The 26221-nt window shown below is 72.1% G+C and carries 19 protein-coding genes; 14 read left to right on the forward strand and 5 right to left on the reverse strand.

Features of this window, described 5'->3' with window-relative positions; all coding sequences use genetic code 11:
* The first annotated feature begins 56 nt into the window (after positions 1-56).
* The 14 genes from P3102_RS16510 (at position 57) to P3102_RS16575 (ending at position 21941) form a co-directional block, all read left to right on the forward strand.
* Entirely contained in the window at positions 57-236 is a 180-nt protein-coding gene (locus tag P3102_RS16510; RefSeq protein ID WP_276370301.1) for a hypothetical protein, read from the forward strand.
* 33 nt (positions 237-269) lie between these two features.
* The gene (dhbA, locus tag P3102_RS16515; protein WP_276370303.1) at positions 270-1019 is read left to right on the forward strand and encodes a 2,3-dihydro-2,3-dihydroxybenzoate dehydrogenase; all 750 of its coding nucleotides are present in this window, start codon (positions 270-272) and stop codon (positions 1017-1019) included.
* Positions 1020-1164: 145 nt separating this feature from the next.
* Positions 1165-2358 carry an isochorismate synthase gene (locus P3102_RS16520; protein ID WP_276370304.1) on the forward strand — a complete coding sequence of 398 codons (1194 nt, stop codon included), beginning with the start codon at positions 1165-1167 and terminating at the stop codon, positions 2356-2358.
* Entirely contained in the window at positions 2355-3986 is a 1632-nt protein-coding gene (locus tag P3102_RS16525; protein WP_276370306.1) for an AMP-binding protein, read from the forward strand. Before P3102_RS16520 ends, P3102_RS16525 begins: the two co-directional genes overlap by 4 nt.
* Complete coding sequence (locus P3102_RS16530) at positions 3983-4654, forward strand: isochorismatase family protein (protein ID WP_276370308.1); 672 nt, start codon at positions 3983-3985, stop codon at positions 4652-4654. The genes P3102_RS16525 and P3102_RS16530 overlap by 4 nt, the downstream gene beginning before the upstream one ends.
* Positions 4651-4884 carry a phosphopantetheine-binding protein gene (locus tag P3102_RS16535; protein ID WP_276370309.1) on the forward strand — a complete coding sequence of 78 codons (234 nt, stop codon included), beginning with the start codon at positions 4651-4653 and terminating at the stop codon, positions 4882-4884. The genes P3102_RS16530 and P3102_RS16535 overlap by 4 nt, the downstream gene beginning before the upstream one ends.
* Positions 4881-5735 carry a siderophore-interacting protein gene (locus P3102_RS16540; RefSeq protein WP_276370311.1) on the forward strand — a complete coding sequence of 285 codons (855 nt, stop codon included), beginning with the start codon at positions 4881-4883 and terminating at the stop codon, positions 5733-5735. Before P3102_RS16535 ends, P3102_RS16540 begins: the two co-directional genes overlap by 4 nt.
* A gap of 49 nt (positions 5736-5784) precedes the next feature.
* Positions 5785-6789 (forward strand): ABC transporter substrate-binding protein, encoded by a 1005-nt coding sequence (locus P3102_RS16545; protein ID WP_276370312.1) that lies wholly within the window; start codon positions 5785-5787, stop codon positions 6787-6789.
* A complete protein-coding gene (locus tag P3102_RS16550; RefSeq protein WP_276370314.1) occupies positions 6786-7769 on the forward strand; it encodes an iron ABC transporter permease in 984 nt (327 codons plus the stop codon). Before P3102_RS16545 ends, P3102_RS16550 begins: the two co-directional genes overlap by 4 nt.
* Before the next feature lie 14 nt (positions 7770-7783).
* Entirely contained in the window at positions 7784-8806 is a 1023-nt protein-coding gene (locus P3102_RS16555; protein ID WP_276371204.1) for an iron chelate uptake ABC transporter family permease subunit, read from the forward strand.
* Positions 8803-9579, forward strand: coding sequence for an ABC transporter ATP-binding protein (locus P3102_RS16560; RefSeq protein ID WP_276370316.1), 777 nt, complete (start codon positions 8803-8805; stop codon positions 9577-9579). The genes P3102_RS16555 and P3102_RS16560 overlap by 4 nt, the downstream gene beginning before the upstream one ends.
* A complete protein-coding gene (locus P3102_RS16565) occupies positions 9573-19529 on the forward strand; it encodes a non-ribosomal peptide synthetase (RefSeq protein ID WP_276370317.1) in 9957 nt (3318 codons plus the stop codon). The genes P3102_RS16560 and P3102_RS16565 overlap by 7 nt, the downstream gene beginning before the upstream one ends.
* Positions 19526-20932 carry a DHA2 family efflux MFS transporter permease subunit gene (locus P3102_RS16570; RefSeq protein ID WP_276370319.1) on the forward strand — a complete coding sequence of 469 codons (1407 nt, stop codon included), beginning with the start codon at positions 19526-19528 and terminating at the stop codon, positions 20930-20932. The genes P3102_RS16565 and P3102_RS16570 overlap by 4 nt, the downstream gene beginning before the upstream one ends.
* A complete protein-coding gene (locus P3102_RS16575; RefSeq protein WP_276370320.1) occupies positions 20925-21941 on the forward strand; it encodes a 3-deoxy-7-phosphoheptulonate synthase in 1017 nt (338 codons plus the stop codon). The genes P3102_RS16570 and P3102_RS16575 overlap by 8 nt, the downstream gene beginning before the upstream one ends.
* A 114-nt stretch (positions 21942-22055) precedes the next feature.
* Here P3102_RS16575 and P3102_RS16580 read toward each other — a convergent pair whose 3' ends face one another.
* The 5 genes from P3102_RS16580 to P3102_RS16600 all read right to left on the reverse strand — a co-directional run bounded on the left by P3102_RS16580 (position 22056) and on the right by P3102_RS16600 (position 26075).
* Entirely contained in the window at positions 22056-22679 is a 624-nt protein-coding gene (locus tag P3102_RS16580) for a hypothetical protein (RefSeq protein ID WP_276370322.1), read from the reverse strand.
* A 143-nt stretch (positions 22680-22822) separates the two neighbouring features.
* Positions 22823-23173, reverse strand: a complete 351-nt coding sequence (locus P3102_RS16585; protein ID WP_276370323.1) for a hypothetical protein — start codon at positions 23171-23173, stop codon at positions 22823-22825.
* 100 nt (positions 23174-23273) lie between these two features.
* The gene (locus P3102_RS16590; protein WP_276370325.1) at positions 23274-23930 is read right to left on the reverse strand and encodes a response regulator transcription factor; all 657 of its coding nucleotides are present in this window, start codon (positions 23928-23930) and stop codon (positions 23274-23276) included.
* Positions 23909-24979: a histidine kinase gene (locus P3102_RS16595; RefSeq protein ID WP_276370326.1), complete on the reverse strand. Its 1071-nt coding sequence runs from the start codon at positions 24977-24979 to the stop codon at positions 23909-23911. The genes P3102_RS16590 and P3102_RS16595 overlap by 22 nt, the downstream gene beginning before the upstream one ends.
* Positions 24972-26075, reverse strand: coding sequence for an ATP-binding protein (locus P3102_RS16600; protein WP_276370328.1), 1104 nt, complete (start codon positions 26073-26075; stop codon positions 24972-24974). The genes P3102_RS16595 and P3102_RS16600 overlap by 8 nt, the downstream gene beginning before the upstream one ends.
* Between the last annotated feature and the right edge of the window lie 146 nt (positions 26076-26221).

Raw genomic sequence — 26221 nt, forward strand, 5'->3', positions numbered from 1 at the left:
GAACGAAGACATTCCGCGGACGCTTCGTGGAAACAGGATGGACATCATGGCGTGTCATGGACGAGCCAGTCGTCGGCATGCCCATGCTCACCGCGCGCAACGAGGACATCGACGTGGTGACCGGGCTCTTCGGGGATTGGCTCGGCGGCGGTGCGCGGATCACCCCGCGGGCCCGGAAGTGTCCCGAATCACCGGTGCCGGTCCCTCGCTTTGTCCGGATCCGCCCGCTAGCTTAGGCAAGGCTAAGCATAGGGAACGGGGGTTGTGGCGTGGATGGGATCGAGGGCAAGGTCGCGCTCGTCACCGGAGGCGCGCGCGGGATCGGGGCGGCCGTCGTGGACGGGCTCGTCGGAGCGGGCGCGGTCGTGGCGGCGGTGGACCTGACGGAAGGGCCTTCCCGGGACGGCGTGACCTCGTTCGTCGCGGACGTCGGGGATCCGGCGGCCGTCGCGCGGGTGGTCGACGACGTCGAACGCGAACTCGGGCCGATCGGGATCGGGGTGTCCGTCGCGGGCGTACTGAAGCCGGGGTCGGTCTGCGAGACGAGCGACGAGGATTGGGCGGCGACGTTCGCGGTCAACTCCACCGGAGTCTTCACCGTCCTTCGCGAGCTCTCCCGCCGGATGTCGCCGCGCCGGAGCGGTGTGCTGGTGACGGTCGGATCGAACGCGGCAGGGGTCCCACGGACCGGGATGGCCGCCTACGCCGCCTCGAAAGCCGCGGCGACGATGCTCACCCGCTGTCTCGGTCTCGAACTCGCCGGTTCCGGCATCCGCTGCAACATAGTCTCGCCGGGCTCCACCGACACCGAGATGCAACGTCTACTGTGGACGGACGAGAACGGCGCGGACCGTGTCATCGCGGGGGATTCGGCGCAATACCGCGTCGGCATACCGCTGGGCCGGATAGCCGAACCCGCCGATATCGCCGACGCCGTGCTGTTTCTGGCCTCCGATCGAGCGCGGCACATCACGATGCAGAATCTCTACGTCGACGGCGGCGCCACGCTGCGCGGGTGATCTCGATGACGCAACGAAGACTTCTCGGGCCCCTACGATTAGGTTAGGCTAACCGAAAGGCGTGTCCGGGGGTCGCGTTCCGCGCCGGACGGGGCACCACAGGGTGCCGACCTGGTCAGTAGTATTCGCGAAAGGGAATCCAGTCGTGTCCTCACCTGCACCGGCCCGACCAAGGCCGGTCCACCAGGCGGCCGATCTGCTGGCGGCATACCTGCCCGGATCGTTCTACTACTCGTCCGCTCGAGGGTCGCTTCTCGCCGACGGGGTGTACTCCCCGGTCCACGCGGCGCCGGGCAACCGGGCCCGTGCCGCCGCCGAGATCCTCGACGCCGCCTTGGTGGCGGGAGTGGCGGAACCGGTGGTGGCCGGGGCGATCGGGTTCCGGCCCGACGCGCCGAGCAGCCTGGTGGTGCCCGCCGTGGTCCGCCGGGCGGGAGCACCGGAGAGGGGTGGTCCGGTGGCACCGCTCGGCGGGGCCTGGTCGATCTCGCCGCGGCCCGCGCCGGAGGTCTACACCTCCGCGGTCGCCAGGGCGCTCGACGAGATCCGCGACGGTGACCTGCGCAAGATCGTGCTGGCCCGCTGCCTCGACGTCACCGGCGGAGACCCCGTCGCCGTGCCGCGGTTGCTGGCCCGCCTCGTCCACGCGGACCCGGCCGCCCATGCCTTCGCCGTGGACGTCAGCGCACCGGGTGATCCCGCGCCGCGCACCCTGCTCGGTGCGAGCCCGGAGTTGCTGGTCTCCCGCCGCGGCCGGGTCGTGACGGCCAATCCGCTGGCCGGGTCACGGCCGAGGGTGGCCGACGACGCCGAAAACGCCCGCCGGATCGATGAGTTGCTGGCTTCCGGAAAGGACCGCGACGAGCACGCCCACGTCGCCGCCCAGGTGGCCGAGGTGCTGGGCCGGTTCTGTGTCGACCTCGACGTCCCCGCCGAACCCGAGGTGATCGGCACGCCCACGATGTGGCACCTCTCGACCAGGATCAGCGGACGGCTCGCCGACCCCGGCGACGCCGGTTCCTCCGCGCTGGGGCTGGCGGAAGCACTGCATCCGACACCCGCGGTCTGCGGCGTGCCGACAGCGCTCGCCCGCGACACGATCGCCGCGCTCGAACCCGAGGACCGGGGCTATTACGCGGGCCTCGTCGGCTGGACCGACCAGGACGGTGACGGTGAATGGGTCGTCACCATCCGCTGTGCCGAGGTCCGTGACCGGACGGTGCGGCTCTTCGCCGGCGCGGGCGTGGTGACGGGTTCCGATCCGGAGGCCGAACTCGCCGAGACCGGCGCGAAGTTCGGCACCCTGCTGCGCGCGCTCGGCCTGGAGGGAGCGGCGTGATCCCGGATCACGTGCCCTGGCCACCCGAAACCGCCGCGCGGTACCGGGCTTCGGGACATTGGCGCGGACAGACCTTCGGCAAGCTGCTGACCAGCCTCGCCGAGGCGTACGCCGAACGCCCCGCCGTGATCGGCGAGACCGCCCGCTGGACCTTCGCCGAACTCGACGAGCGGGCGCACCGGCTCGCCGCCGGGTTCGCCGGGGCCGGGATCCAGCCGGGTGACCGGGTCGTCGTGCAACTGCCGAACGTGCCGGAGTTCGCGTCCGTCGTCTTCGGACTGTGGCGGGCCGGCGCGCTGCCGGTCTTCGCGCTTCCTGCGCACCGGGCGAGCGAGTTGCGGCACTTCGCCGAGCAGAGCGGGGCCGCGGCGATCCTGACCGTCGGCGAGCACGAACGGTTCGACCACGCGGTTATGGCGAACGCGGTCGCCGCCGAGATCCCTTCGGTGCGGAACGTCTTCGTCGTCGGCACGGAGGAGTTCGCCGTACTCGAAGCGGCGGCCCCGCGTGCCCTGCCGGATCCGGATCCCGCCGCGGTCGCGTTCCTCCAATTGTCCGGCGGCAGCACCGGCCTGCCCAAGCTGATCCCGCGCACGCACGACGACTACCTCTACAGCGTGCGGGAAAGCGCCCGGATCTGTGGTCTGCGGCCGGAAAGCGTGTACCTGGCCGCGTTGCCGGTCGCCCACAACTTCCCGCTCAGCTCGCCAGGGCTGCTCGGGGCCCTGCACGCGGGCGCCGCCACGGTGTTCGCGCCGCGTCCCGACGCAGACACCGCGTTCCGGCTGATCGAGGCCGAGGGGGTGACGATCACCGGGCTCGTGCCGCCGCTGGCCGCCGCGTGGGCGCAGGCGGCCGCGCGCACCACCCGTGATCTGTCCTCTTTGGACGTCCTGCTGGTCGGGGGCGCCAAATGCGCGCGCGAACTGGCCGAGAAGATCGGGCCCGCGCTGGGCTGCCGTCTGCAGCAGGTGTTCGGCATGGCCGAAGGGCTGGTCTGCTACACCCGGCTCGACGATCCGGACGAGTACGTCCTCGCCACCCAGGGACGGCCGATCTCGCCGGACGACGAGATCCGCGTCGTGCACCCGGACGACCCACTGTCCACTTCGGACGACGTCGTGGCGCCGGGCGAGATCGGCGCGCTGCTGACCCGCGGCCCGTACACGATCCGCGGCTACTACCGCGCCACCGAGCACAACAAGACCGCGTTCACCGAGGACGGCTTCTACCGCACCGGCGATCTCGTGCGGCAGCATCCCTCGGGACACCTCGAAGTCGTCGGCAGGGCCAAGGAACAGATCAACCGCGGCGGCGAGAAAGTGGCCGCGGAAGAGGTCGAGAACCACCTGATGGCCCATCCCGGCGTACTCGACGCCGCCGTCGTCGCGGTGCCGGATCCGTATCTGGGCGAGCGCACCTGCGCCTACGTCGTCGCGGTGCCCGATCCGGATGTCGCCGAACCCGGCGCCGCGGAACTGCGCCGGTTCGTGCGCGAACGCGGGGTGGCGGCGTTCAAGGTGCCCGATCTGGTCCAGGTCGTGCCGGAGTTCCCGGTGACCGGGGTCGGCAAGACCAGCAAACGCGAGCTGCGGGCGGCACTGACCGCCCTGGCGAAGGAGAAGTGAGAGTGTCGCTGCCCAAGATCCAGCCGTACGCCCTGCCGACGAAGGCCGAGCTGCCCGCCGGACGGGTCGGCTGGAAGCCCGACCCCGCCCGCGCCGCGCTGCTGGTGCACGACGCGCAGCGGTACTTCCTCGCGCCGTACGAGGGATCCCCGGTGCCGGAGATGGTGGCGAACATCGCCGCGCTGGCCGACGCCGCCCGAGCCGTGGGCGTTCCGGTGTTCTACACCGCGCAGCCCGGTCACCAGGCCGCCGAGGACCGAGGCCTGCTCACCGAGTTCTGGGGTGAAGGCATCGGCGCGGTCATCGAGGACGACCCCTCGGCCGCGGACGTGGTGCCCGAACTCGCCCCGAAACCGGGTGACACCGTGCTGACGAAGTGGCGCTACAGCGCGTTCCAGCGCAGCACCTTCACCGAACAGCTCGCCGAGGCGGGCCGGGACCAGCTGCTCGTCACCGGCGTCTACGCGCACATCGGCTGCCAGGCCACCGCCGTCGAGGCGTTCATGCGTGACATCCAGCCGTTCCTGGTGGGCGACGCGGTCGCGGACTTCTCCCGCGCACGCCATGACCAGGCCTGCGAGTACGTCGCACAGCGCTGCGGCGCACTGACCACCACGGCCGCCGCGCTCACCGCGCTGGCCCCGATCCACGCCGGAGCACAGCGATGAGCTTGACCGTCGAGAAGATCCACGCCGACGTCGCCGAACTGCTCGGCTGCGACCCGGCCGAGCTGTCGCCGGAAACCGATCTCACCGACCTCGGCCTCGACTCGATGCGGATCATGGGCCTGGTCGAGCAGTGGCGCACCGAGGGGGCGGACACCCTCGAATTCGCCGACCTCGCCGAACAGCCGACCCTCGGGCACTGGACACGGGTCCTCACCGGGAGCGCCGCGTGAACCGCGCCGACCATCGCCACCGGCACCTCGAGCGCATCGCCGAGGTGCGCGGGGGAGCGCACGCGGAGAAGGTGCCCTACCCGATCCGGGTCCGGCAGGCCGAAGTCGTCCGCACCGAGATGATCGGTTCCGGGCTGCTCCGCGTCACCCTGGGCGGTCCCGGAACGGCGGGATTCGAAGCGCATTCACCCGACGAACACGTGAAGGTGCTGTTCCCGGAACTGGATCCCGAGCCGAGGCTCCCGGTCCAGGACGGCGACATGCTGCGCTGGCCGAAGCCGTCGCCGACGTCGCGCGAGTACACGGTCCGCCGGTACGACCAGGCTTCCGGGGAACTCGACCTCGACGTCGCGCTGCACGAAGGCGGGCTCGGCGCCGGCTGGGCCGAGGCGGTCACGCCCGGCACCCCGGTGCACGTCGCCGGTCCGCCGGGCGGGCTGATCGTGCCGCACACCTACGATCGCTACCTGCTCGCCGGTGATCTCACCGCGCTACCCGCGATCGCACGCTGGCTCGAAGAGCTGCCACGCACCGCCGCGGGCTGGGCGTTCATCGAGGTCACCGACGCGGGCGAGGAGATCGAGCTGTCCGCGCCCGAAGACGTCGAGGTGCACTGGCTGCATCGAGGCGACGTCGCACCGGGCGCCTCCGACATGCTCGCCCGCGCGGTCCAGACGATCGAAGTTCCCGCCGGTGAACGGCTCTACGCCTGGGTCGCGGGCGAGGCGGGGCAGATCAAACCGCTGCGCCGCTGGCTCAAGAACGAGCTCGGGCTCGGCAAGGACGACCACGACGTCACCGGTTACTGGAAACGCGGCGTCGCGGACTTCGACGACGACCACGACCACTGATCCCCGCCCACCGAAGAACACCGAAGAACACCGAAGAACGAGGAAAACCATGCGCACCACCAGAACCCGACGCCTCGCCGGAGCGATCGCGCTCGCGTTGACGGTCGCGACCGCGGCCACCGCCTGCGGTTCCGGCGAAGACGGCAAGGCCGCCGAGGGCGGTCAGACCCGGGTGTTCGCCGCCGACAACGGCCAGATCACCATCCCGGTCTCGCCGAAGCGGGTCATCGCCACCGGCTACGCGGTTCCCGCCCTGCTCGAAGCGGGCGCGCCGCTGGTCGGGGTGTCGAGCTGGAAGCGCGGCATCCCGCTGTTCAACGAGCAGGAGCGCAAGAAGTACGACGAACTGGCGAAGGTCGCGGGCGAGTCGGCGGCGGAGACGAACTACGAGGCGATCGCGCAGGCGGATCCGGACCTCATCGTCATCGGCGTGCCGAAGCCGGTGCTCGCCGACATCGACCTCAAGCGGCTCGAAGCGATCGCGCCGGTCGTGGCGATCGGCCCGTCGGTGCCGTCGATGTGGCGCGAACTGTCCCGCAAGCAGGCCGACGCCGCCGGCGCGACCGCCGGGTTCGACGCGATCAAGACCGCGTACGACACCAAGGCCAAGGGACTGGCCGAGAAGTACAAGGCGGTGCTGCCGCAGCTCAAGCTGGGCCACGTCGGTGCCTACGGCGAGGTCGCCAAGGGCAACTTCCAGCGTGAGTTCAGCGGTTCCTGGGGCACCAACATCGCCCAGGACGTCGGCGCCACCTACTACGGCCAGGTGAAGGTCAAGGGCGGCGGCTCCAAGGACGTCAGCGAGTACCCGTCGATCGAAGAGCTGTCGACCGCGTTCACCCAGGCCGACGCGATCACCTACTCGGTCAGCGCCGACGGCTCCGTGCCCGCGCCGGTCAAGTACGTCCTCGACTCGCCGCTGTGGAAGGAACTCCCCGCGGTCAAGGCGGGCAAGATCTACCCGTTCCGCTACACCGAGGCCGCCACCTACCGGGCCGCGACGTCCACCTTGGACGCCGTCGACCAGGCGTTCGCGCCGCTGCTCAAGCAGTGACCGGTACCGGGCGGTCCGCGCTGCTCGGCGCCGCACTGCTCGGGCTCGTCGTGATCGCCGTGCTGAGCGTCGGCATCGGCGCGCACGCCATCGCCCCCGGCGAGGTCGTGCGCGCCCTGCTCGGCGAGGGAAATCCGAGTGACCGGGCCGTGGTCCTGGACATCCGGATGCCGAGGGCGGTGCTCGCGACCGCGGTCGGCGCGGCACTCGCCGTCGGCGGCGTGCTCGTGCAGGCCTTGTCGCGCAACGCCCTGGCCGAACCCGGTGTGCTCGGCGTGACCGCCGGGGCCGGGTTCGCCATCGCGGTGGGTTCGTCGTTCGGCCTCGCCGCGTCGGCACCCGCCGAGCTGGGCCTGGCGGTGCTGGGCGCGCTCGGCGCTTCGGCGCTGGTGTACGCGGTCGGCAGCAGGTCGCCGCTGCGGCTGGTGCTCGCCGGGACCGCGCTGAGCGCCGTGCTGCTGGGGCTCACCCTCGGCCTGCGGCTGCTGTTCCCGGAAACCTTCGACGTCTACCGGTTCTGGTCGGTGGGTTCGCTGGCGGGCCGGGAACAGGCGCCGACGACGGTCCCGCTGCTGATCATCGGCCTGTCCCTGCTGGGCGCGTTCGCGGTGAGCCGTCAGCTGAACGCGATCGCGCTCGGGGAGACGGTCGCGCACACGCTCGGCGCGAACGTCGCCCGCGTCCGGACGGTCACCCTGCTGCTGATCACGCTGCTGGCGGGCGCGGCCACCGCGCTGGCCGGGCCGATCCTGTTCGTCGGGCTGATCGTGCCGCATCTGGCCCGGCGGGTGGCGGGCGCGTCGATCCCGTGGCTGATCGCCTTCGCCGCGCTGCTCGGCCCGGTCCTGATGCTGGCGGCGGACGTCGGCTCCCGGGTCCTGCTGCCGACCGGCGAGGTCCCGGTCGCGATCGTGACCGCCTTCCTCGGCGGCCCGGTGCTGATCTGGGCCGTCCGCAAGTACGGGGCGGCGCCGCTGTGAACTCCGTGCGCACTGTGCGCCCCCTCGTCCTGCGGCGCGGCCGGTTCTCCGCCCGGCTGGAACGCCGCACCCTCTGGTTCTTCGTGGCGATGATCGTGGTCATCGCCGGGCTGACGCTGCTCGGCCTCTGCTACGGCGCGGCGTGGGCGAGTCCCGCCCGCGTGTTCGCCGCGCTCACCGGTTCCGGTGGCGGCCCCGGCGTGGTCATCCGGGAATGGCGCTTGCCGCGAGTGCTGGCCGGGCTGGTGTTCGGGGCCGCGCTCGGGCTGGCGGGCGCGATCTTCCAGAACATCACCCGCAACCCGCTCGGCAGCCCGGACGTGATCGGCCTCGACGCCGGCGCGTACACCGGCGCGCTGTTCGCGATCACCGTGCTTTCGGGGACGTCGACGCAGCTGACCGTCGGCTCGGTGCTCGGTGGCGTACTCACGGCGGCGATCGTGTACGCGTTGTCGCTCGGCGGCGGGCTGTCCGGGCTGCGGCTGATCGTGATCGGGATCGCGATCAACGCGATGCTGACCGCGGTGAACTCGTGGATCGTGCTGCGCGCGGAACTCGAGATCGCGATCGCGGCCGTCGGCTGGAACGCCGGTTCCCTCAACGGGGTCGGCTGGGACGACGTCGCGATCCCGTTCGGGGTGCTCGCGGTGCTGTTCGCCGTGCTGTTCACCAGGGCGCCGGCGTTGCACCAGGCCGCGCTCGGCGGCGCGCTGGCGGTCACCACCGGCGTCCGCTGGGACCGGTTGCGGCTGGTCCTGGTGCTGCTCGGGGTCGGCTGCACGGCCACGGTCACCGCGGTCGCCGGGCCGATCGCGTTCATCGCGCTGGCCGCCCCGCAGATCGGGCGGCGGCTGGCCCGCACCCCCGGCATCTCGCTGCTGCCCGCCGCCCTCACCGGTGCCGTGCTGCTGACCAGCGCCGACCTGGCCGCCCAAATGCTGCTCGCGCCGGAAGCGCTGCCGGTCGGTGTGGTCAGCACCGTGATCGGCGGCGGCTATCTGATCTGGTTGCTCACCAAGGAGGTGCGGCGCACATGAGTGCCCGCTTGACCGCTCGGGACCTGACCCTGCGCTACGGCGACCGGGTGGTGTCGACCCGGCTCACCCTCGACGTGCCCGACCGGGCGTTCACCGCCGTCGTCGGACCGAACGCGTGCGGCAAGTCGACGCTGCTGCGCGCGTTCGTCCGGCTGCTGCGGCCCGCCGAAGGCGAGGTCCTGCTCGACGGCAAGGACGTCGGTTCCTTCCCTGGCAAGGGATTGGCGCGGGAACTCGGTTTCCTGCCACAGGATCCGGTCGCACCGGAGGACGTCCGCGTCCGGCAGCTGATCGCGCGCGGCCGGTTCCCGCATCAGTCGCTGTTCGCGTCGTGGTCCGAAGAGGACGAACGCGCGGTGATCGAGGCGATGACCGCGGCCGGGGTGGCGGGTCTGGCCGACCGGCCGGTGCAGGAGCTTTCGGGCGGACAGCGGCAGCGCGTGTGGGTGGCGCTGGTGCTGGCGCAGAAGACGCCGTACCTGTTGCTCGACGAACCGACGTCGTTCCTCGACATCGCGCACCAGTACCAGTTGCTGGGGTTGCTGGCACGCCTGCGCGACGAGGGCCGCACGGTGATCGCCGTCCTGCACGACATCAACCAGGCCTGCCGGTACGCCGACCACCTCGTCGCGTTGCGCGACGGCCGGATCGTCGCGGAAGGCGCGCCCGCCGACGTCGTCGACGCCGAGCTGATCAAGGAGGTCTTCGATCTCCCCAGTGTCGTCGTGCCCGACCCGGTGACCGGAACCCCGATGGTGGTGCCCTCATGCTGACCCTCACCGGAGCCCAGCTGGGCATCTGGACCGCGCAACGCCTCGAACCCGACTCGCCCTACTACGTCGTCGGTGACGTCGTCGAAATCGACGGCGAGACGGCCGTCGACGTCGACGCGCTGACCGAGGCGATCCGGGCGACCGCCGAGGAGGCCGACAGCCTGCGGTTGCGCGTCTTCGACACGGCGGACGGGCCACGTCAGGTGGTGTCGGACGACGCGGTGCCGTCGCCCGCGGTGGTGGATCTGCGTGGTGAGGCCGATCCGGTGGCCGCGGCGCAGACACGGGTCGACGCCGAACGCCGACGTGTCGCCGAGGCGTGCCGCGACATGGTGGACCGGCCGCTGTTCGCCCATCTCGTACTGCGGCTTTCCGAATCGCACGTGTGGTTCACCCAGCTCGGGCACCATCTGGTGTTCGACGGCTACACCGCGGCGATGCTCGCGCGCCGGACGGCCGCCCGCTACACCGCTTCGGTCCTGGGCAAGGAAGTGCCGCCCTCGACGTTCGCGCGGTTCGCCGATCTCGTCGAGACCGATCGTGACTACCGCACCAGTGAACGCTTCGAGCGGGATCGGGAGTACTGGCGCGAGCGATTCACGCCGTTGCCGGACCTCGACGACGGCAGTGGTGCTTCGGGACCTCCGGAAAACACGGTGACCGCCCGATCGGTCTTGCCCGCTTCCGACCTGGCCCGGTTGCGAGAGCTGGGCAAACGCGCCGGGACGACCTGGGGCGACGCGCTGATCGCGTGCTACGCGGCCTTTCTGCACCGTGTGCTCGGCTGGACCGACGTCGTGTTCGCGATGCCGTTGATGTGCCGGGAAGGCGCGGCGCTCCGGACCCCGGCGATGGCGGTCAACGTGCTCCCCCTGCGGGTCACGGTGCTCCCGGAGGACTCGGCGACCGAGCTGACCGCACGGGTCGCGGGCGCGCTGAAGGAAATGCGTACACACCAGCGGTATCGCGGCGAAGATCTCCCGCAGGACCTGGCGGTGCCCGGTGCCGGGGCGCTGCTGCACGGCCGCGGCATCAACCTCAAGGCGTTCGATCTGAAGCTCGACTTCGCCGGCTCGCACGGCACGATGCGCAACGTCGCCGGGGGACCGCCCGAGGACATGGGCCTGTCGGTGCTCCCGACCTCGGACGGCGGGTTGCTGCTCGGCTTCGAGGTCGACGCGCGGACCCACGACCAGGCCGCCGTCGACGCCAAGCTGACCGCGCTGCGCTGCCTGATCATCGCGCTGACCGAACCGGACGGCCCGGCCGTCGGTGGCGCCGACCTCGTTCCGGCGGGGGAGCGGGGCGCGTTGCTGGAGGCGTGGACGACGCCCGCTCCGGACGCAGACCTTCTCGGCGTACCCGAACTCCTCGCCGAACTCGACCCGGGGCGGACGGCCCTGGTGTCCGGTGACGAACGGCTGACCGCGGGCGAACTCGTCGATCGGGTGCACCGGCTCGCGCGGGCCCTGCGGGCTCGCGGTGTCGGTCCCGACGACGTCGTCGCGCTGGCGCTGCCGCGGTCCGCGGACCTCGTCGTCGCCTTGCTGGCGGTGCTCGACGCCGGGGCCGCGTTCCTGCCACTGGACCTCGCGCATCCGGCCGAGCGGCTGCGGGAACTCGCCACCGAAGCCGGCGCGGTGCTCACGATCGCCCTGGACGCGGAGATCGTGCCCGGGCCGCAGCTGCTGCTCGGCAAAACCGATCTGTCCACTCTGGACTCCTCGCCGCTGGAGATTCCGCGGCATCCCGACCATCTCGCGTACGTCATCTTCACCTCCGGCTCGACCGGGCGCCCCAAGGGTGTGCTCGGCCGGGTCGGCGGGCTGGCGACGCTGCTGCGTCATCACCGCGCGACCACGGTCGCCGAGACCGAACGCGCCGCGGGCAGGCGGCTCCGGGTCGCGCACACCTATTCGTTCGCCTTCGACTCCGCGCTCGACCAGCTGATGTGGCTGCTGTTCGGGCACGAACTCCACGTCTACGGCACCGACGTCGCCCGTGACGCCGACGAACTGCTGGCCGCGTTCGCCCGCGACCGGATCGACGTCGTCGACACCACGCCGTCGATGGCCGCGCCGCTCGTCGACGCCGGCCTGCTCGACGGCCCGCACCGGCCCACGCTGCTCGTCCTCGGCGGCGAGGCGACTCCGCCCGCGCTCTGGCACCGGGTCGTGGCGTCCGGGGTCCGCGCCCGCAACATGTACGGCCCGACCGAGGCCACTGTGGACGGTGCCGGATCCTGGCTGGACACCGGGGAACCGACGATCGGGACCGCGGTCCCCGGTACGGCGGTGCGGGTGCTCGACGCCGCGCTGCGCCCGGCGCCCGCGGGTTCACCGGGCGAGCTGTACCTCGCCGGACCGCATCTGGCCCGCGGTTACCTCGGCCGCCCCGGCGCGACCGCCGAACGGTTCGTCGCCGATCCGTTCGGCGCGCCCGGAGACCGGATGTACCGCACGGGTGACCTCGTCCGCTGGGTGCCCGGCCGGGGGCTGGAGTATCTGGGCCGCCGCGACGGCCAGGTGAAGGTGCGCGGCCACCGCGTCGAACTGGGCGAGGTCGAGGCCGCGCTGGTGGCCGTTCCCGGAGTGCGTGCGGCGGCGGCCGCCGTGCGCGGGCCGAGGCTCGTCGGCTACGTCGTCGGCGAGGTCGACCCGGACGAGGTCCGTGCCGAGCTCGCCGGCCGGGTGCCCGAGCATCTGGTGCCCGCCGCGGTGGTCGTGCTCGACACGCTTCCGTTGACCGCCAACGGCAAGATCGACCGGGCCGCGTTGCCCGCCCCGCGCGCCGCGGCCGGTCGCACCGCGGCCACCGAACGCGAACGACTGCTGTGCGCCACCATCGCCGAGGTGATCGGCGTCGAAGAGGTCGCCGTCGACGACGACTTCTTCGCGCTGGGCGGCGACAGCATCACCGCGATCAGCGTCAGCAGCAGGCTGCGCGCGCACGGTCTCGACCTGCGACCGCGCGACCTGCTGGCCCGCCGCAGTTTCGAAGCGCTGGCCGCGGCGAGCGCGGAGATCGGCGGGCCGGCCGCACCGCCGGACGAACCCGTTGGTGAGGTACCCGCCCCGCCGATCGTCCGCGCCCTGCTCGACCCGCATCCGGACGTCAGGACCGTCGCCGGGTACACGCAATGGACCGCGATCCGGCTCGCCGGGGGTCTCCCTCCCGCTCTGCTGACCGAAGGTGTCCAAACGCTGCTGGACCATCACGACGTCCTCCGGCTGCAAGTGGATGACGAATTGCGGGTCCGGGAACGCGGCGCGGTGAAGGCGTCCGACGTGGTCGTCGAGGCGACCGGCGAACCCGCCGAGGTGGCGGCGCGACTCGCGGGCTCGCTCGATCCCCGAACCGGGGTGCTCAAGGTCGCGTTGCTGCCGGATCACCTCGTCATCGTGCTCCACCACCTCGCGGTCGACGGTGTCTCCTGGCGGATCCTGCTGCCGGACCTGCGCGCCGCGTGCGACGGCGAACCGCTCGCACCGGTCGGGACATCTTGGCGCCGGCACGCGCTTGATCTCGCCGAGCAAGGACATTCCGGTGCCCGGCGCGGCGAACTCGAGCATTGGCGCGGCGCGCTCGACGGCCCGCGTCTCGGCCACCGGCCGCTCGACCGGGCCGTCGACACGGTCGCGACCGCGCGGCGTTCGGTCACCCTCGCCTCGCCGGAGCAGACCGACGCGGTGCTCAACAGCCTGCCCGCGGCCTATCGCGCCGGGCCGGACGACGTCCTGCTCGCCGCGCTCGTGCTCGCGCTCCGAACGTGGCGGCGTGCCCCGGTCGAGGCCGAAAGCGTGTCCCTGGAAGGACACGGCCGGGATCGGCACGGGATGGACCTCTCGCGCACCGTCGGCTGGTTCACCGCCGAACATCCCTTGCGCGTACCGGCCGGAGCGGTGGCGGCCACCACGGACCGCGACAGCGCGCTCGAGGGCGGCGCCGCGGCCGGGAGGCTGCTGCGGGCGGCCAAGGAGGCCAAACGCGCCGTCCCGGACGACGGTGTCGGCTTCGGTGTCCTGCGCTACCTCGACCCGCTCACCCGGGACGAACTCGCCGCCGTTCCGCCGCCGGACGTCGTCCTGAACTACCTCGGCCGGTTCGCCGCGCTGCCCGGCACCGGCTGGCGGCTGCCGGAGGAGGACCCGTTCGCGGTCACCGAACCGGCCGCCAAGTCGCTGGAACAGGTGCTGGCGCTGAACTGCTTCGTCCGTGAGGACGGCCGTCCCCGGCTCGCCGTCGAATGGACCGCGGCAGGCGAGGTCTTGCCGGAGGAAAGCGTCGCGGCGCTTCAGGAAGCCTGGTCGCGGACGCTGGAAGCCCTGGCCGCGCACGCGGCGCGGATCGGACCGGACGGCGGTGGGCTCACGCCGTCGGACCTGCCGCTGGTCGGCCTCGACCAGGCCGACATCGACACGCTCGAACGCCGGGGCCGGGTCGAAGACGTGCTGCCCGCGACCCCGTTGCAGACCGGGCTTTCGTTCCACACCCTGGCGCGGGGCACCGAAGACACCGACGTCTACGTGGTGCAGGCCGTCACCCTGCTCAGCGGCGCGCTCGACGCCGGACGCATGCGGGAGGCCGCGGCGGAGGTGCTGAGGCGGCATCCCGCGTTGCGCGTCCACCTGCACACCACCGACGGGGGCGAAGTCGTCCAGGTCGTCCCCGCCGAGGTCACCCTGGACTGGCGGCACGCGAGCGTGTCACCGGAGCAGGTCGCGGACGAGTGCCGCGCCGAACTCGCGCGGCCGTTCGATCCGGCGGCCCCGCCACTGATCCGGTTCTTGCTGCTGACCCTCGGCCCGGACGAGCACCGCCTGGTGCTCACCAACCATCACGCGCTGCTCGACGGCTGGTCGATGCCGCTGGTCGGGCGCACGCTGCTGGCCACCTACGCCGAACTCGGCGGCGGCCCCGCCGCCCCGGTCGCGCCCCCGCTTTCGGAGTACCACCGGGTGCTCGGCGAACGCGACCCGGACGCGGCGCTGGAAGCGTGGCGCGAGGCGCTGGCCGGGCTCGACGAGGGAACCCGGCTCGCCCCGGCGAGTGCCGAGTCCACTGTGGAGCGCCCGGATCGCGTCACCGTGGAACTGGGCGAGGAGTTCAGCGAGCGACTACGTGCTTTCGCCCGCGAACGCGGGATCACCCCGACGACGGTGTTCCAGACCGCCTGGGGAGTGCTGCTCGCCAGGCTGACCGGCCGCCGCGACGTGGTCTTCGGCTGCCCGGTCTCCGGCCGCCCGGCCGACGTGCCCGGAGTCGAGCGCATGATCGGGCAGCTCGGCAGCACGATCCCGGTGCGAGTGCGCTTCGGCGCCGCGGAAACCGCCGCCACCGTCCTGGAGCGTGTGCACACCGAAAGCGTCCGGCTCACCGATCACCATCACGCCGGACTGCCGGACATCCAGCGCGCGGCCGGCGTCGGCGACCTGTTCGACACGATGCTGGTGATGGAGAACTTCCCGCTCTCCAGCCGCGCCCGCACCACCCTGGCGCCCGGGCTGGATCTCGTCGGGGTCGACATCACCGACGCCACGCACTACCCGCTCACGGTGATCGTGCTGCCCGGCGACGAGTTCACCGTCGGCCTCGGCTACCAGCCCCAGGCGTTCACCCGCGAGGAAGCCGAGTCCTACGGCCGCTGGCTGCGTGCCGTGCTGACCGAGATCGTCACCGATCCGGCCAGGCCGGTCGCCCGGTTGCGCGCACTCGACGCCGACGAAGAACGCGCGATGCTGCGTCTCGGGGAAGGACCGGAACCGAAGCGCCAACGTGGCGGCATGCTGGCGGAGTTCGGCCGCTGGGTCCGGGAGACGCCGGACGCCGAGGCCGTCGTGTGCCGCGACCGGAGCCTGACCTACGCCGAACTGGACCGCCGCGCCAACCGGCTGGCGAACACCCTGATCGACGCCGGCGTGCGGCCGCAGGACCCGGTCGCGGTCCTGCTGCGCCGCGACGTCGACCTCGTGGTCGCGTTGTTCGGCGTGATCAAGGCGGGCGCGGTGCACGTGCCGATGGATCCGGACTACCCGGCCGACCGGCTCGCGTACATGCTCGACGACATCGGACCCGCCGCCGTCGTGTCCACTTCGGACGTCGAGGGTCTTCCGGTGGTGAACCCCGCTTCGCTGTCCGCGAAAGACACGGATCCGGCCGTCCGGCTCGGTGAAGACGCGCTCGCCTACGTCATCTACACCTCCGGCACCACCGGCAAGCCCAAGGGCGTGGCGGTGCCGCACCGCGGCGTCCCGAGCCTGATCGCGTTGCAGGAGGACATCGTCGGGATCGGGATCGCCGAACGGTACCTGCACTTCGCCTCGACGAGTTTCGACGTCGCCTTCTGGCAGTTCATGCTGCCGCTGCTGTCCGGCGGCACCTCGGTGATCGCGCCGGAGGAGGTGCGGATCTCCGGTGACGACCTGCTGGCCTACGCCGCCGAGCATCGCGTCACCGGGCTCAACCTGCTGCCTTCGTTCCTTTCCGCGATGCCCGACGACGCGACCGTCGACCCGGACGTGTTCTTCGTCGTCGGTGCCGAACGGCTCGACCCGGAACTGGCGCGGCGCTGGGGGAACCGGCGGGCGCTGTTCAACGCCTACGGGCCGACCGAGGTCACCATCAACTCGGTCACCTGGCACTACGACCCGGCCGATCCCGGGCCGCTGCCGATCGGCCGTCCCGATCCGGAGGTCCGCGCGTACGTGCTCGACGGCGGCCTGCTCCCGGTCGGGACGAACGTCACCGGCGAGCTGTACCTGGCCGGGCCGAAGCTGGCCCAGGGGTACGTCGGCCGGGCCGCGCTGACCGCCGAACGGTTCGTCGCCGACCCGTTCGGGCCGCCGGGGGAGCGCATGTACCGCACCGGCGACCTGGTCCGCTGGCGGCCGGACGGGCAGATCGTCTTCCTCGGCCGCGCCGACCACCAGGTCAAACTGCGTGGGTTCCGGATCGAACTCGGCGAGATCGAGACCGCGCTGACCGCGCACGACGACGTGCGCGCTTCCGCGGTGATCGTCCGGGAAGACCGGCTGGTCGCCTACTTCGTCCCCGTGGACGGCACCGAACCGGAAGCGGCCGCGCTACGCGAACACCTCGCCGCGGAGCTGCCCGCGTACATGGTGCCGACGGCGTTCGTGGCGCTGGACCGGCTTCCGCTCGGTCCGAGCGGCAAACTCGACCGGGCCGCGCTGCCCGCGCCGGAAGCCCGCTCCGATGGCGGGCGCGAACCCGCCACCCCGGCGGAAGCGGTGCTGCTGCGGGTGGTCCGCGAGCTGCTCGGTCCCGACATCGGCTTGGACGACGGGTTCCTGGACGCGGGCGGGGACAGCATCGCCTCGCTGCGGGTGGTCTCCCGTGCCCGTCGCGCAGGGCTGCACCTGACCGCTCGAGACGTCCTCGAAGGCGGCACGGTCGCCGGGATCGCCGCTCGCTGCGGTGCACCCGAACGCGCCGAGGAGGCGCACGCGGTCGGTGACGCCCCGCTTACGCCGATCATGCGAGATCTGTTGCTGCGTGCGGGAAAGGCGGCCGACGGGTTCTGTCAGTGGACCGAGATCTGCGTGCCTTCCGCGGCCGACGTCCCTCGCTGGCGGTCGGTGCTCGACGCCGTCCTCGCCCGCCACGACGTCCTGCGCGCGCATCTGGTCGAGGACGCGTTGCGCGTCCCGGACGTCGGCGTCGTGACCGGTGCCGACGTGCTCACCGCCGTCCGTGCGTCCGGCGATCCACGTGCGGTGCTGGACGCGCGAGTCGAGCGGATCGTGGCGCGGATGGACCCGCGCACGGGGCCGCTGCTGCGGGCGGTGCTGGTGGACGCGGGGCCGGAGCGGCCAGGACGGTTGCTGCTGGTGGCCCATCACCTGGTCGCCGACGCGGTGACCTGGCGTGTGCTGCTCGACGACGTCGAACAGGCCTTCCACGGCAACACCCTGCACCGGCGCGGGCAGTCGTTCCTCGGCTGGGCGCGGTCGCTGCGTGCCGCCGCTCCGCATCGAGCGGACGAAGTGCCGTACTGGGGGGAGATCGCCGCCGCGCCGGCGACCACGCTCGGCCGCGCCGGACTCGATCCGGCACGCGACACCGTGGCGACCGCGCGGCATCACCGGATCGACATCGGCGAGGACACCACCCACGCCGTGCTCACCGCGCTGCCCGCGGCCTACCGCACCGGCCCGGACACCGTGCTGCTGACCGCGCTCGCCCGGGCGGTCGCCGCCTGGCGGGGGATCGCGGCCGATCTGCTCGTCGCCGTCGAGAGTCACGGCCGGCCGGGGCACATGCCGGACTTCGCGGGCACGGTGGACCTGGCACAGACCGCCGGCTGGTTCACCGCCGTGCATCCCGCGCGGATCGCCCCGCCCGCCGGATCGCTGCCGGAGGCGCTGCGGGCCGTGCGTGACCATCTGCGCGCGGCGGGAGACGGCCTCGGGCACGGAATCCTCGGCGTCGGCGGCCCACGGCCCGAGATCGCCTGGAACTATCTCGGCCGGTTCCCCGAAGCTCCGGTGGAGGAGACCCTGTGGCAGCGCCCGCCGGACGCCGATCCGCTCGGTTCCGGCGGCGGCGCGGAGATGCCGCTGCCGTACGCGCTGACGGTGAACGCGATGGTTCCGGACGGCGGCACCCTCGGCGTCCGCTTCACCTGGCCGTCCGCGTTGTTCACCGAGGACGAGATCGCCGTGCTGGGCGAGCACTTCCGGCGCGAACTGGACGCCCTCGCCGCCGATGTGCCGGGGCCCGGTGAGGTCCTGCCGCTGACGCCGTTGCAGGAAGTGATCCTGCGCGAGTCCCGCGCGGCGGAAGAGGACCCGTATCCGGTGCAGGCCGCGTTCACGTTGTCCGGCGACCTCGACGTCGAGGCGCTGCGGACGGCGGCGACGGCGCTGGTGCGACGGCAGCCGAACCTGGGCGCGGTGTTCCCGGCGTCGCACGAGGTCCAGGTGATTCCGGTCGAGCCGAGGGCCGGTTTCCGGGTCCGTGAAGTGTCCGAATTGGACACCGCGCTGGACGAGGAACTCGCCGAGCCGTTCGACCTGGCCCACGGTCCGCTGTGGCGGGTCGCGGTGCTGCGGCACGGACCCGGCAGCCAGACCCTCGTGCTGACCGGTCACCATCTGCTGTCCGACGGCTGGTCCGCACCACGGATTCTCGGTGAGCTGTTCGCGCTCTACGCGGGAAAGCCGTTGCCCGAGCCGGTCCCGCCGACCCGGTACACCCGCCTGCTCGCCGCGGCCGACCACTCGGCCGACATCCGGGCATGGCGGGTGGAGCTCGACGGCCTGCCCGAAGGCGACCATCTGCCGCGTACCGGCGGATCGGGTGATCCCGCTCTGTTCACCGTGGACGGTCGGCTGGTCGCGGAACTGACCAGGCTGGGTTCGTCGCGCGGCCTCACCGTCAACACCCTGTTGCAGGGTGCCTGGGCGGCCGTGCTCGCCACCCACGCCGGGCGCCCGGACGTCAGTTTCGGTGTGATGACCTCGAACCGGACGTCCGATGTGGACGGTGTCGAAGAGATCATCGGCCTGCTGGCGAACAGCGTCCCGGTGCGGGCCCGGTTCACCGGGACGGTCGCCGAGGCCCTCGCCGATGTGCAGGCACGGCAGCAGGCGATGGCCGCCCACCACCGGATCGGCCTGCCCGAACTCGCGTCGCTCGCCGGCCGTGAGCGGCTGTTCGACAGCCTGCTCGTGTTCGAGAACTACCCGGTGGACCCGGCGAAGCTGCGCGAACCCGCACCCGGCCTGACCGTCTCCGGGACCAGGTTCCGGGAACGGACACACCATCCGGTGAGCGTCACCGTCGTTCCCGGCGAGCACGGCTGGGAAGGTGTCCTGTACGCACGGGACGCCGACGCGCGGTCGCTGGCCGGAGCTCTCGTCGGGTTCCTCCGGGAGCTGCCGTCCTGGCTGGACGGCGACGCCGCCCGGTTCGTGGGCGAACGGTGACCGCGCGCCCGATCGACGCCGCGCTGTGGCGCACGGCGGCCGTCCTGGTGCTCGGCACGTTCATGGCGACCTTGGACAGCACGATCGTCTCGGTCGGCGTCGACACCCTCGCCGACGAGTTCGGCGCGCCGGTCACCGGCGTCCACTGGGTGACGACGGCGTACCTGCTGGCCGTGGTCACGGCGGTGCCGGCGTCGGGCTGGCTCGCCGACCGGTTCGGCGGCCGCCGTGTGTGGCTCGCCGCCGTCGCCGTGTTCCTGCTGGCGTCCCTGTTGTGCGCGCTGGCGCCGACACTGCCCGCGCTCATCGCGTTCCGTGTCCTCCAAGGACTCGCGGGCGGCTTGCTGCCCCCGACCGGGCAGGCGTTGCTGGCGCGGGCCGCCGGAGGAGACCGGATCGGCCGCGTGATCAGCGTCGTCGGTCTCGTGCCGCTGCTGTCTCCGGTGCTCGGCCCGTTGGCGAGTGGCACGATCCTCGCCGTCGCCGACTGGCCGTGGCTGTTCTACGTCAACCTCCCGGTCGGCGTGGTGGCCGTGGTCCTGGCGCGGCGCTGGGTCCCGGCGGGCGAACCCGGCGGCAAGGGCGAGCGCTTCGATTTCCGGGGCGCGCTCCTGCTCTCGCCGGGGCTCGCGGTGCTGGTCTTCGGGCTCACCTGGTTCGACCAGGGCTCGCCGGTGGTCGCCGGGATCGCGGTCGCGGCGGGCGTCGTGATGCTCGCGGCGTTCGTGCGGCACGGTCTGCGGGCCGAAGCACCCCTGCTGGATCCCCGGTTGTTCACGAAGCCACCGTTCGGGGTCGCCGCGCTGGCGCTGGTCCTGCTCGGCGCGTCGGTGTTCGGCACGATGTTCCTGCTGCCGCTCTACCTCCAGCGCGGTGCCGGACTGTCCACCTGGGAAACCGGGCTGCTGCTGGTGCCGCAGGGCATCGGCGCGGCGGCCGGATCGGTGCTGGTGAACCGGCTCGTCGACCGGCTCTCGCCACGCACGCTGGTGCTGAGCGGGATCGGGCTGGTCGCCCTCGGCACCGCACCCTTCACCCAGCTCGGCCCTGGTCTCCCGGACTGGGTGATCGTGGTTTCCCTGCTGCTGCGTGGTTTCGGCGCGGCACTGATCGGCGCGCCGGTGATGACGATCGTCTACCGCCGGGTCGAACCCGCCCGGCTGCCCCGCGCGGCCGGGGCGCTCAACCTGCTCAACACGCTTGGCGGCTCGATCGGCACAGCGGTGCTGGCCGTGGTGCTGCAGGCCCGGCTGGCCGCGCGCGGCGCGGACGTCGCCGCGGCCTTCGCCGACGCCTTCTGGTGTGTTCTCGGCCTCGCCGTCGTGGCGGTCGCCGGTGCGACGCGGCTGCCCCGGACCGGGGTGGCCGCCCCCGACAAGAAGAGAGGTCACGCGGATGCTTGACCAGGACACGCTGCCCAGCCCGGCCGAAGTGGCCACGGGCGGTGTCGTGCCGGACGAAATCGTCCGGCACCGCGAAACCGTCGCGGACGTACTCGCCCGGCGCGACTCCCGGCTGCTCGTCGTCGTGGGCCCGTGTTCCGTGCACGACACCGGCGGCGCGCTCGAATACGCGCACCGGCTCGCCGAGGCGTCCCGCCGGTTCGCCGACGACCTCGTCGTGGTCCTGCGTGCCTACCTGGAGAAACCGCGGACCATCGCGGGATGGACCGGTCTGGTACCGGACCCCGGCCTGGACGGCAAAGGCGATCTCGGCTCCGGTGTCCGAATCGGACGAAGATTCCTCGACGACGCCGCCGCGACCGGCCTGCCGCTGGCGTACGAGTTCGTCGACCCGTTCCTGGCGCCCTACTTCGCCGACACCATCAGCTGGGGCGCGATCGGCGCGCGGACCGTCGCCAGCCAGCCGCACCGGCAGCTGGCGTCCTGGCTGCCGATGCCGATGGGCATGAAGAACTGCGTGTCGGGACGGCTGGACACGGCCATCGCCGCCGTCCGCTCGGCCGCGCTGCCCCACGTGTTCCCGGGCGCCGCGGCCGACGGACGCCCGCGGATCCAGCGCAGCGCCGGGAATCCGGACGCCCACCTCGTCCTGCGCGGCGGTCCGAAACCCAACCACCACGCCCACGCGGTCGCGGACGCCCTCGACGCGCTGACCACCGCGGGGCTGCCGCACCGGCTCGTCGTCGACGCCTCGCACGGCAACAGCGGCAAGGACCACAACCGGCAGCCCGTGGTCGTCGCGGACCTGGCGGACCAGATCTCGGCGGGCAACGACGCGCTGGCCGGGGTGATGATCGAGTCGTACCTCTCCGACGGGCGACAGGACGTGGGCTCGGCACCGCCGCGGCCCGACCTGAGTATCACGGACGCCTGCCTCGGCTGGGAACGGACCGTTCCGCTGCTGGAATCCCTCGCCTGCGCCAACGCGGTGCGGCGCATCGCCTCGTGAGCGATTACCGCTTCGGCTGATCACAGACCTCGGAACACACGCCTCCTCCGAAGTACATGAAGGCCCCCTTCCTTGCGCCAGGCGCAAGGAAGGGGGCCTTCATGTACCGGGGGCTTACTTCTTCCAGACGATCGGGTCGTCCTTGTACGCGTCACCGTCGCTGTAGGTGGCACCGCCGACCTCGCCGCCGTCCCGGACGGCCTGGAGCTCGCAGGTGTCGTAGGTCGCGCCGACGGTCTTGAAGTCCTTCTTCGCCGACTCGGACTGGCAGTTCGGGGTCTCGCCGGTGATGATCACGCCGGTGCTCTTGTCGTTCGGGCCGACCGCGCGCAACCGCACCGTGCTGTAGGTGAGGTCCGTGCCACCGACGTTCTCCACCGTCATCCGGATGTACACCGGCGTCATGCCTTTGGCCTTGTCCCCGTACGCGGCGAGGTCCTCCTTCGGGCCCAGCTCGATGGACTTCACGGTGATCGCGATGGTGCCGGTCTTGTCGGTGCCGTATTTGAACGGGACGACGGCGCGGTCGCCGACCTTCAGTGCGCTGCCGGGCGCGGTGGCGTCCGCGTTCGAGACCGGGACGGTGCCGCTGGTCGCGGGGGAGGACGACGCGGCCGACGTCGGCGCGGGCGACGGGGCGGGGACGGGGCTGCCCGACTCCCCTTTGCCGCCACAGGCGGAAAGCAGCAGCACGGCGGCACAACCGGTGGCGGACAGGGCGATGCGGTCGAACTTCATGGATCTCCTCGGACTCCCCGCCGAATCCTGCTCCGGCGTTCTCGCCACGCACCGTAATCGACGGAGGAGCAGGGCGGTGTGGGCCATTCGCACCACGAATGATCACGAAAGGGTTGCGCTGATCGGGGCAACGCGGGGAGCGGTCACTTCTTCCAGGTGATCGGGTCGTTTTCATCCCCGTCGCCGTCGCCGAACGACACGCCGCCGACCTCGCCACCGTCTTTGACGCCTTCGGTGTCGCAGGTCTCGTAGGTCGCGCCCGGCGTGCTGAAATTCTCCGGCGTGGTCTCGCTCTTGCAGGCCGCGGTGCCACTGGCCATGATCACCTTGGTGCCCTTGCCGCTCGCGTCCACCGCGCGCACCGACACCGAAGTGTCGGCGCGATCCTCCTTCGGCCCGATTTCGACCGACTTGACGGTGATCGCGATCGTGCCGGACTTACCCGCGTCGCCGAACGGGACGACGGCGATCAGGGCGGTGCGGGCGGACTTCATGGATTTCCTCGGACTTCCGCCGAACCTGTACCGGCGTGCTCGTCACGCACCGTAGCCGGAGTCGGGAATAGCGAGTGTGGCCCGTTCGCACCACAGCCGATCACAAATCGCTTACGCCGATCAGGCCGTCCTGGATGGCCCGCGCGACGAGCGCGGCCTTCGTGGGGGCGTCCCGGCCGATCTGGGCGTACTTGACCCGGATCCGCTCGAGATGCGAGTTGACCGTGTTCGGCGAAATCCCCAGCCGGTGCGCGACGAAGTCCTTGGATTCGGACTGGAACCACTCGATGAGCACCTCGGTCTCGCGCGCGGAGAGGGCGGGACGCCGCTCGGAGCGGTCCCCGGCCAGCGCGCCCGCCAGCGAGGGCGGTGTGTACGACCGGTCGGCCGCCGCCGCGCGCACGGCTTCGAGGAGATGCTCGGCGCCCTCGGCCTTGGTGAGATAGCTGAGCGCGCCGAGTTCGAGGCACTGCAGGACGGTCTCGTCGTCGGCCCGCATCGAATAGACGACGACGCGACGGCCCGCCTCGGTGAGCCGGCGCAGGTCGCCCATCGCCGGGGTGGTGCTGTTCAGATGCAGGTCGAGGATGACGACGTCGGCCCGCGCGCCCTCGCCGATCCAGGCGGCCCGCACGTCCTCGCCTTCGGCCACGACGGTGACCGGTGGGCTGCCCGAGGACAGCCAGTGCACGACCCCGGCCCGCACGGCCGGATGATCGTCGACGACCACCGCGGTCAGTTCGGTCGCGAACGCCATTTCGCCTCCATCCACGATCGTTCTCCCAGTGCGTGCCATTCGACGTCGACGGCGCCCGATCCGTTCGCTACCGCCCCGGATTCACCGTCGATGATCGCCGCGACGCGGATCTCGTCACCGGTGCGCAACACGCTGACCCTGGCCCGCGACCGGGCGGCGACCAGCGCGGTCATCAGCGGACCGGTCAGTTCGCGGCGGACGCCGGTCGGGATCGGCGCCGGTTCGCCGCTGACCGCCAGTGTCACCGTCAACCCCCGCCGCTCGGCGAGATCGACGCAGGCCGAGACCTCGTGCAGCAACGGATCGGGCACGTCGTCGTTCTCCGCGAACAGCCGCCGCAGCTGCGTGGCCGCGAGCGCGCAGCGCCGCCGGACCGTTTCGTCGCGCGGGTCCAAGGTGCGATCGGCCAGACCGGCGAGCAGCGGCAGGGTGGCGCCGAGCTGACCGGCGAACCGGCTTCGCTGGTCGGCTTCCCGCTCCTCGGCGAGTGCCTTGCGATGGGCCTGCCGATCGCGTTCCGCCGAGGCTTCCGCGGCTTCGCCCGCCCGCCGGTCGACGACCCCGATCAGCGCCAGCGTCGCGGCCTGGAAGGTGAGCACGCTCAGCCCGACGATCACCAGGCTGCCGATCTCGCCGCGATCGGTGGGTGCCGAACCGAGCTGCCGCGAGAAGGTGATCGTCGTCTGGAGGACGAGCGCGCCCATCGCGAACGCGGGGCGGTCCAGCAGCAGCACCAGCAGATGCCAGCCCGCGAGGCCGGACGCCCAGTCGTCGTCGCCGAGCAGCCGATCCGGTGGCAGCGACCAGATGGCGACCGTCGACGCGGCGAGGACCACCACCGACCCCGCGAGGGCGGCCGGCCAGGGGACCGGTTTCCAGCGCAGCACCCACCACGCCGCCACGACGAGCACCACGGCGAGCGCGGTGAACGCGCTCCGGTCGGCGGTGCCGTCCAGCCGCGGCAGGCTCAGCCCGGCCTGGATCACCGCTGTCGCGAGCAGGACCGCGATCCGGCAGCCGCCGAGTACCCGGTCCGCGATCTCACTCATGCGGCCACACCAGGACCACCGTGGTCCCCGCGCCGGGCGAGGAGGTGACCTCGGCCCGGCCGCCTGCCGCGGCCATGCGTTCGACGAGCGAACCGCGCACCCCTCGCCGCTGCGCCGGGGTCCGTGCCGGGTCGAAACCGCGGCCCTCGTCCCGGACGGTCACCCGAACTCCGCCTTCCACCGTCAGCCTGGCCTCGCCGACACCCGCGTGCCGATCGACGTTCACCAGCGCCTCACGCACGGCCCGCACCAGTGCGAGCGCGGCCGACGCCGGGATCGGTGGCACCGGCGACCAGTGCGCCTCGACCCTCACCGGGCTTTGCGCGAGCACGCCGCGCAACGAGGTCTCGAGATCGACCACGCTGCCGGGGCCGGATTCGCCGGTGAGGATCGCGAGATCGCGGCGGGCGTAGCCGGCGACCTCGGCCGGGTCCGCCGTTTCGCCGCGCTGCGCCACCGTGAGGAAGGTGGCCGCCGCCGTGTCGTGCAGGACGGCCAGATACTCCCGCTCCCGCAGTCGTCGTTCCACGGCAAGGGATTCCTCCCGCGTCAACCGGGCCCGGCGCTCACGGAGGTGGTCGACCCGGCGCGTCGTCCGCGACAGCAAGAGGAAGGCGCCCCGGGCGAGGGTGGCCTCGAGCAGCACTCGCAGTACCACCGAGACACCGCCCTCGAAACCGAGCGGCACCACCTCGATCGCCAGCAGACCGGCGAGGGCGGGCACGGTGATCTTCGGCGGCCACTCCCACTGGAGGGTGATCGCGGTGATGGTGAGGACGTTCAAGGCCCATTGGTTCAGCTCGCCCGTTTGGGGCGCGGTCAGGAACTGTGTTCCGCAGATCGCCGCGGCGCGCACCAAGGCCAGCGCGAACGCCACCGGCCTGCCCCGGCCCGTCCTCCCGGCCAGGTACTCGGCGACGCCGGTGACCAGGGCCAGCGCGAGCAGGCCGAAGGCAAGCGGGAGCGCGCCCGGCGGCGTGGCGAGCACGCCGAAGACGCTGATCACCAGCAACCCGGCGCCCCTGGCCGGACCGGCGAACCGGCCGACCACCCGCAGGAACTCCGCTTCGACGGAGGTCTCACGATCGGACGGCACGGCAGCAGTCAAGCAGACGCCCTGAGCGGCCGCAGGTCCAGTACCGGCCGGTGGCCGGTGCCGTAGAGGGTGTCGTCGACCACGACCGCGTACCGGTCGAGCACCACGACGTCACCGAACGCGGGCACCTGGCGCCAGGACGGCGT

The sequence above is a fragment of the Amycolatopsis sp. QT-25 genome (genome assembly GCF_029369745.1).
Lineage (GTDB): Bacteria > Actinomycetota > Actinomycetes > Mycobacteriales > Pseudonocardiaceae > Amycolatopsis.

What these genes read in the sequence shown, in the direction of transcription:
- P3102_RS16510 (WP_276370301.1), top strand. Translation starts at nt 57, where the DNA reads ATGGACGAGCCAGTCGTCGGCATGCCCATGCTCACCGCGCGCAACGAG.
- P3102_RS16535 (WP_276370309.1), top strand. Translation starts at nt 4,651, where the DNA reads ATGAGCTTGACCGTCGAGAAGATCCACGCCGACGTCGCCGAACTGCTC.
- P3102_RS16545 (WP_276370312.1), top strand. Translation starts at nt 5,785, where the DNA reads ATGCGCACCACCAGAACCCGACGCCTCGCCGGAGCGATCGCGCTCGCG.
- P3102_RS16560 (WP_276370316.1), top strand. Translation starts at nt 8,803, where the DNA reads ATGAGTGCCCGCTTGACCGCTCGGGACCTGACCCTGCGCTACGGCGAC.
- P3102_RS16565 (WP_276370317.1), top strand. Translation starts at nt 9,573, where the DNA reads ATGCTGACCCTCACCGGAGCCCAGCTGGGCATCTGGACCGCGCAACGC.
- P3102_RS16575 (WP_276370320.1), top strand. Translation starts at nt 20,925, where the DNA reads ATGCTTGACCAGGACACGCTGCCCAGCCCGGCCGAAGTGGCCACGGGC.
- P3102_RS16580 (WP_276370322.1), bottom strand. Translation starts at nt 22,679, where the DNA reads ATGAAGTTCGACCGCATCGCCCTGTCCGCCACCGGTTGTGCCGCCGTG.
- P3102_RS16585 (WP_276370323.1), bottom strand. Translation starts at nt 23,173, where the DNA reads ATGAAGTCCGCCCGCACCGCCCTGATCGCCGTCGTCCCGTTCGGCGAC.
- P3102_RS16590 (WP_276370325.1), bottom strand. Translation starts at nt 23,930, where the DNA reads ATGGCGTTCGCGACCGAACTGACCGCGGTGGTCGTCGACGATCATCCG.
- P3102_RS16595 (WP_276370326.1), bottom strand. Translation starts at nt 24,979, where the DNA reads ATGAGTGAGATCGCGGACCGGGTACTCGGCGGCTGCCGGATCGCGGTC.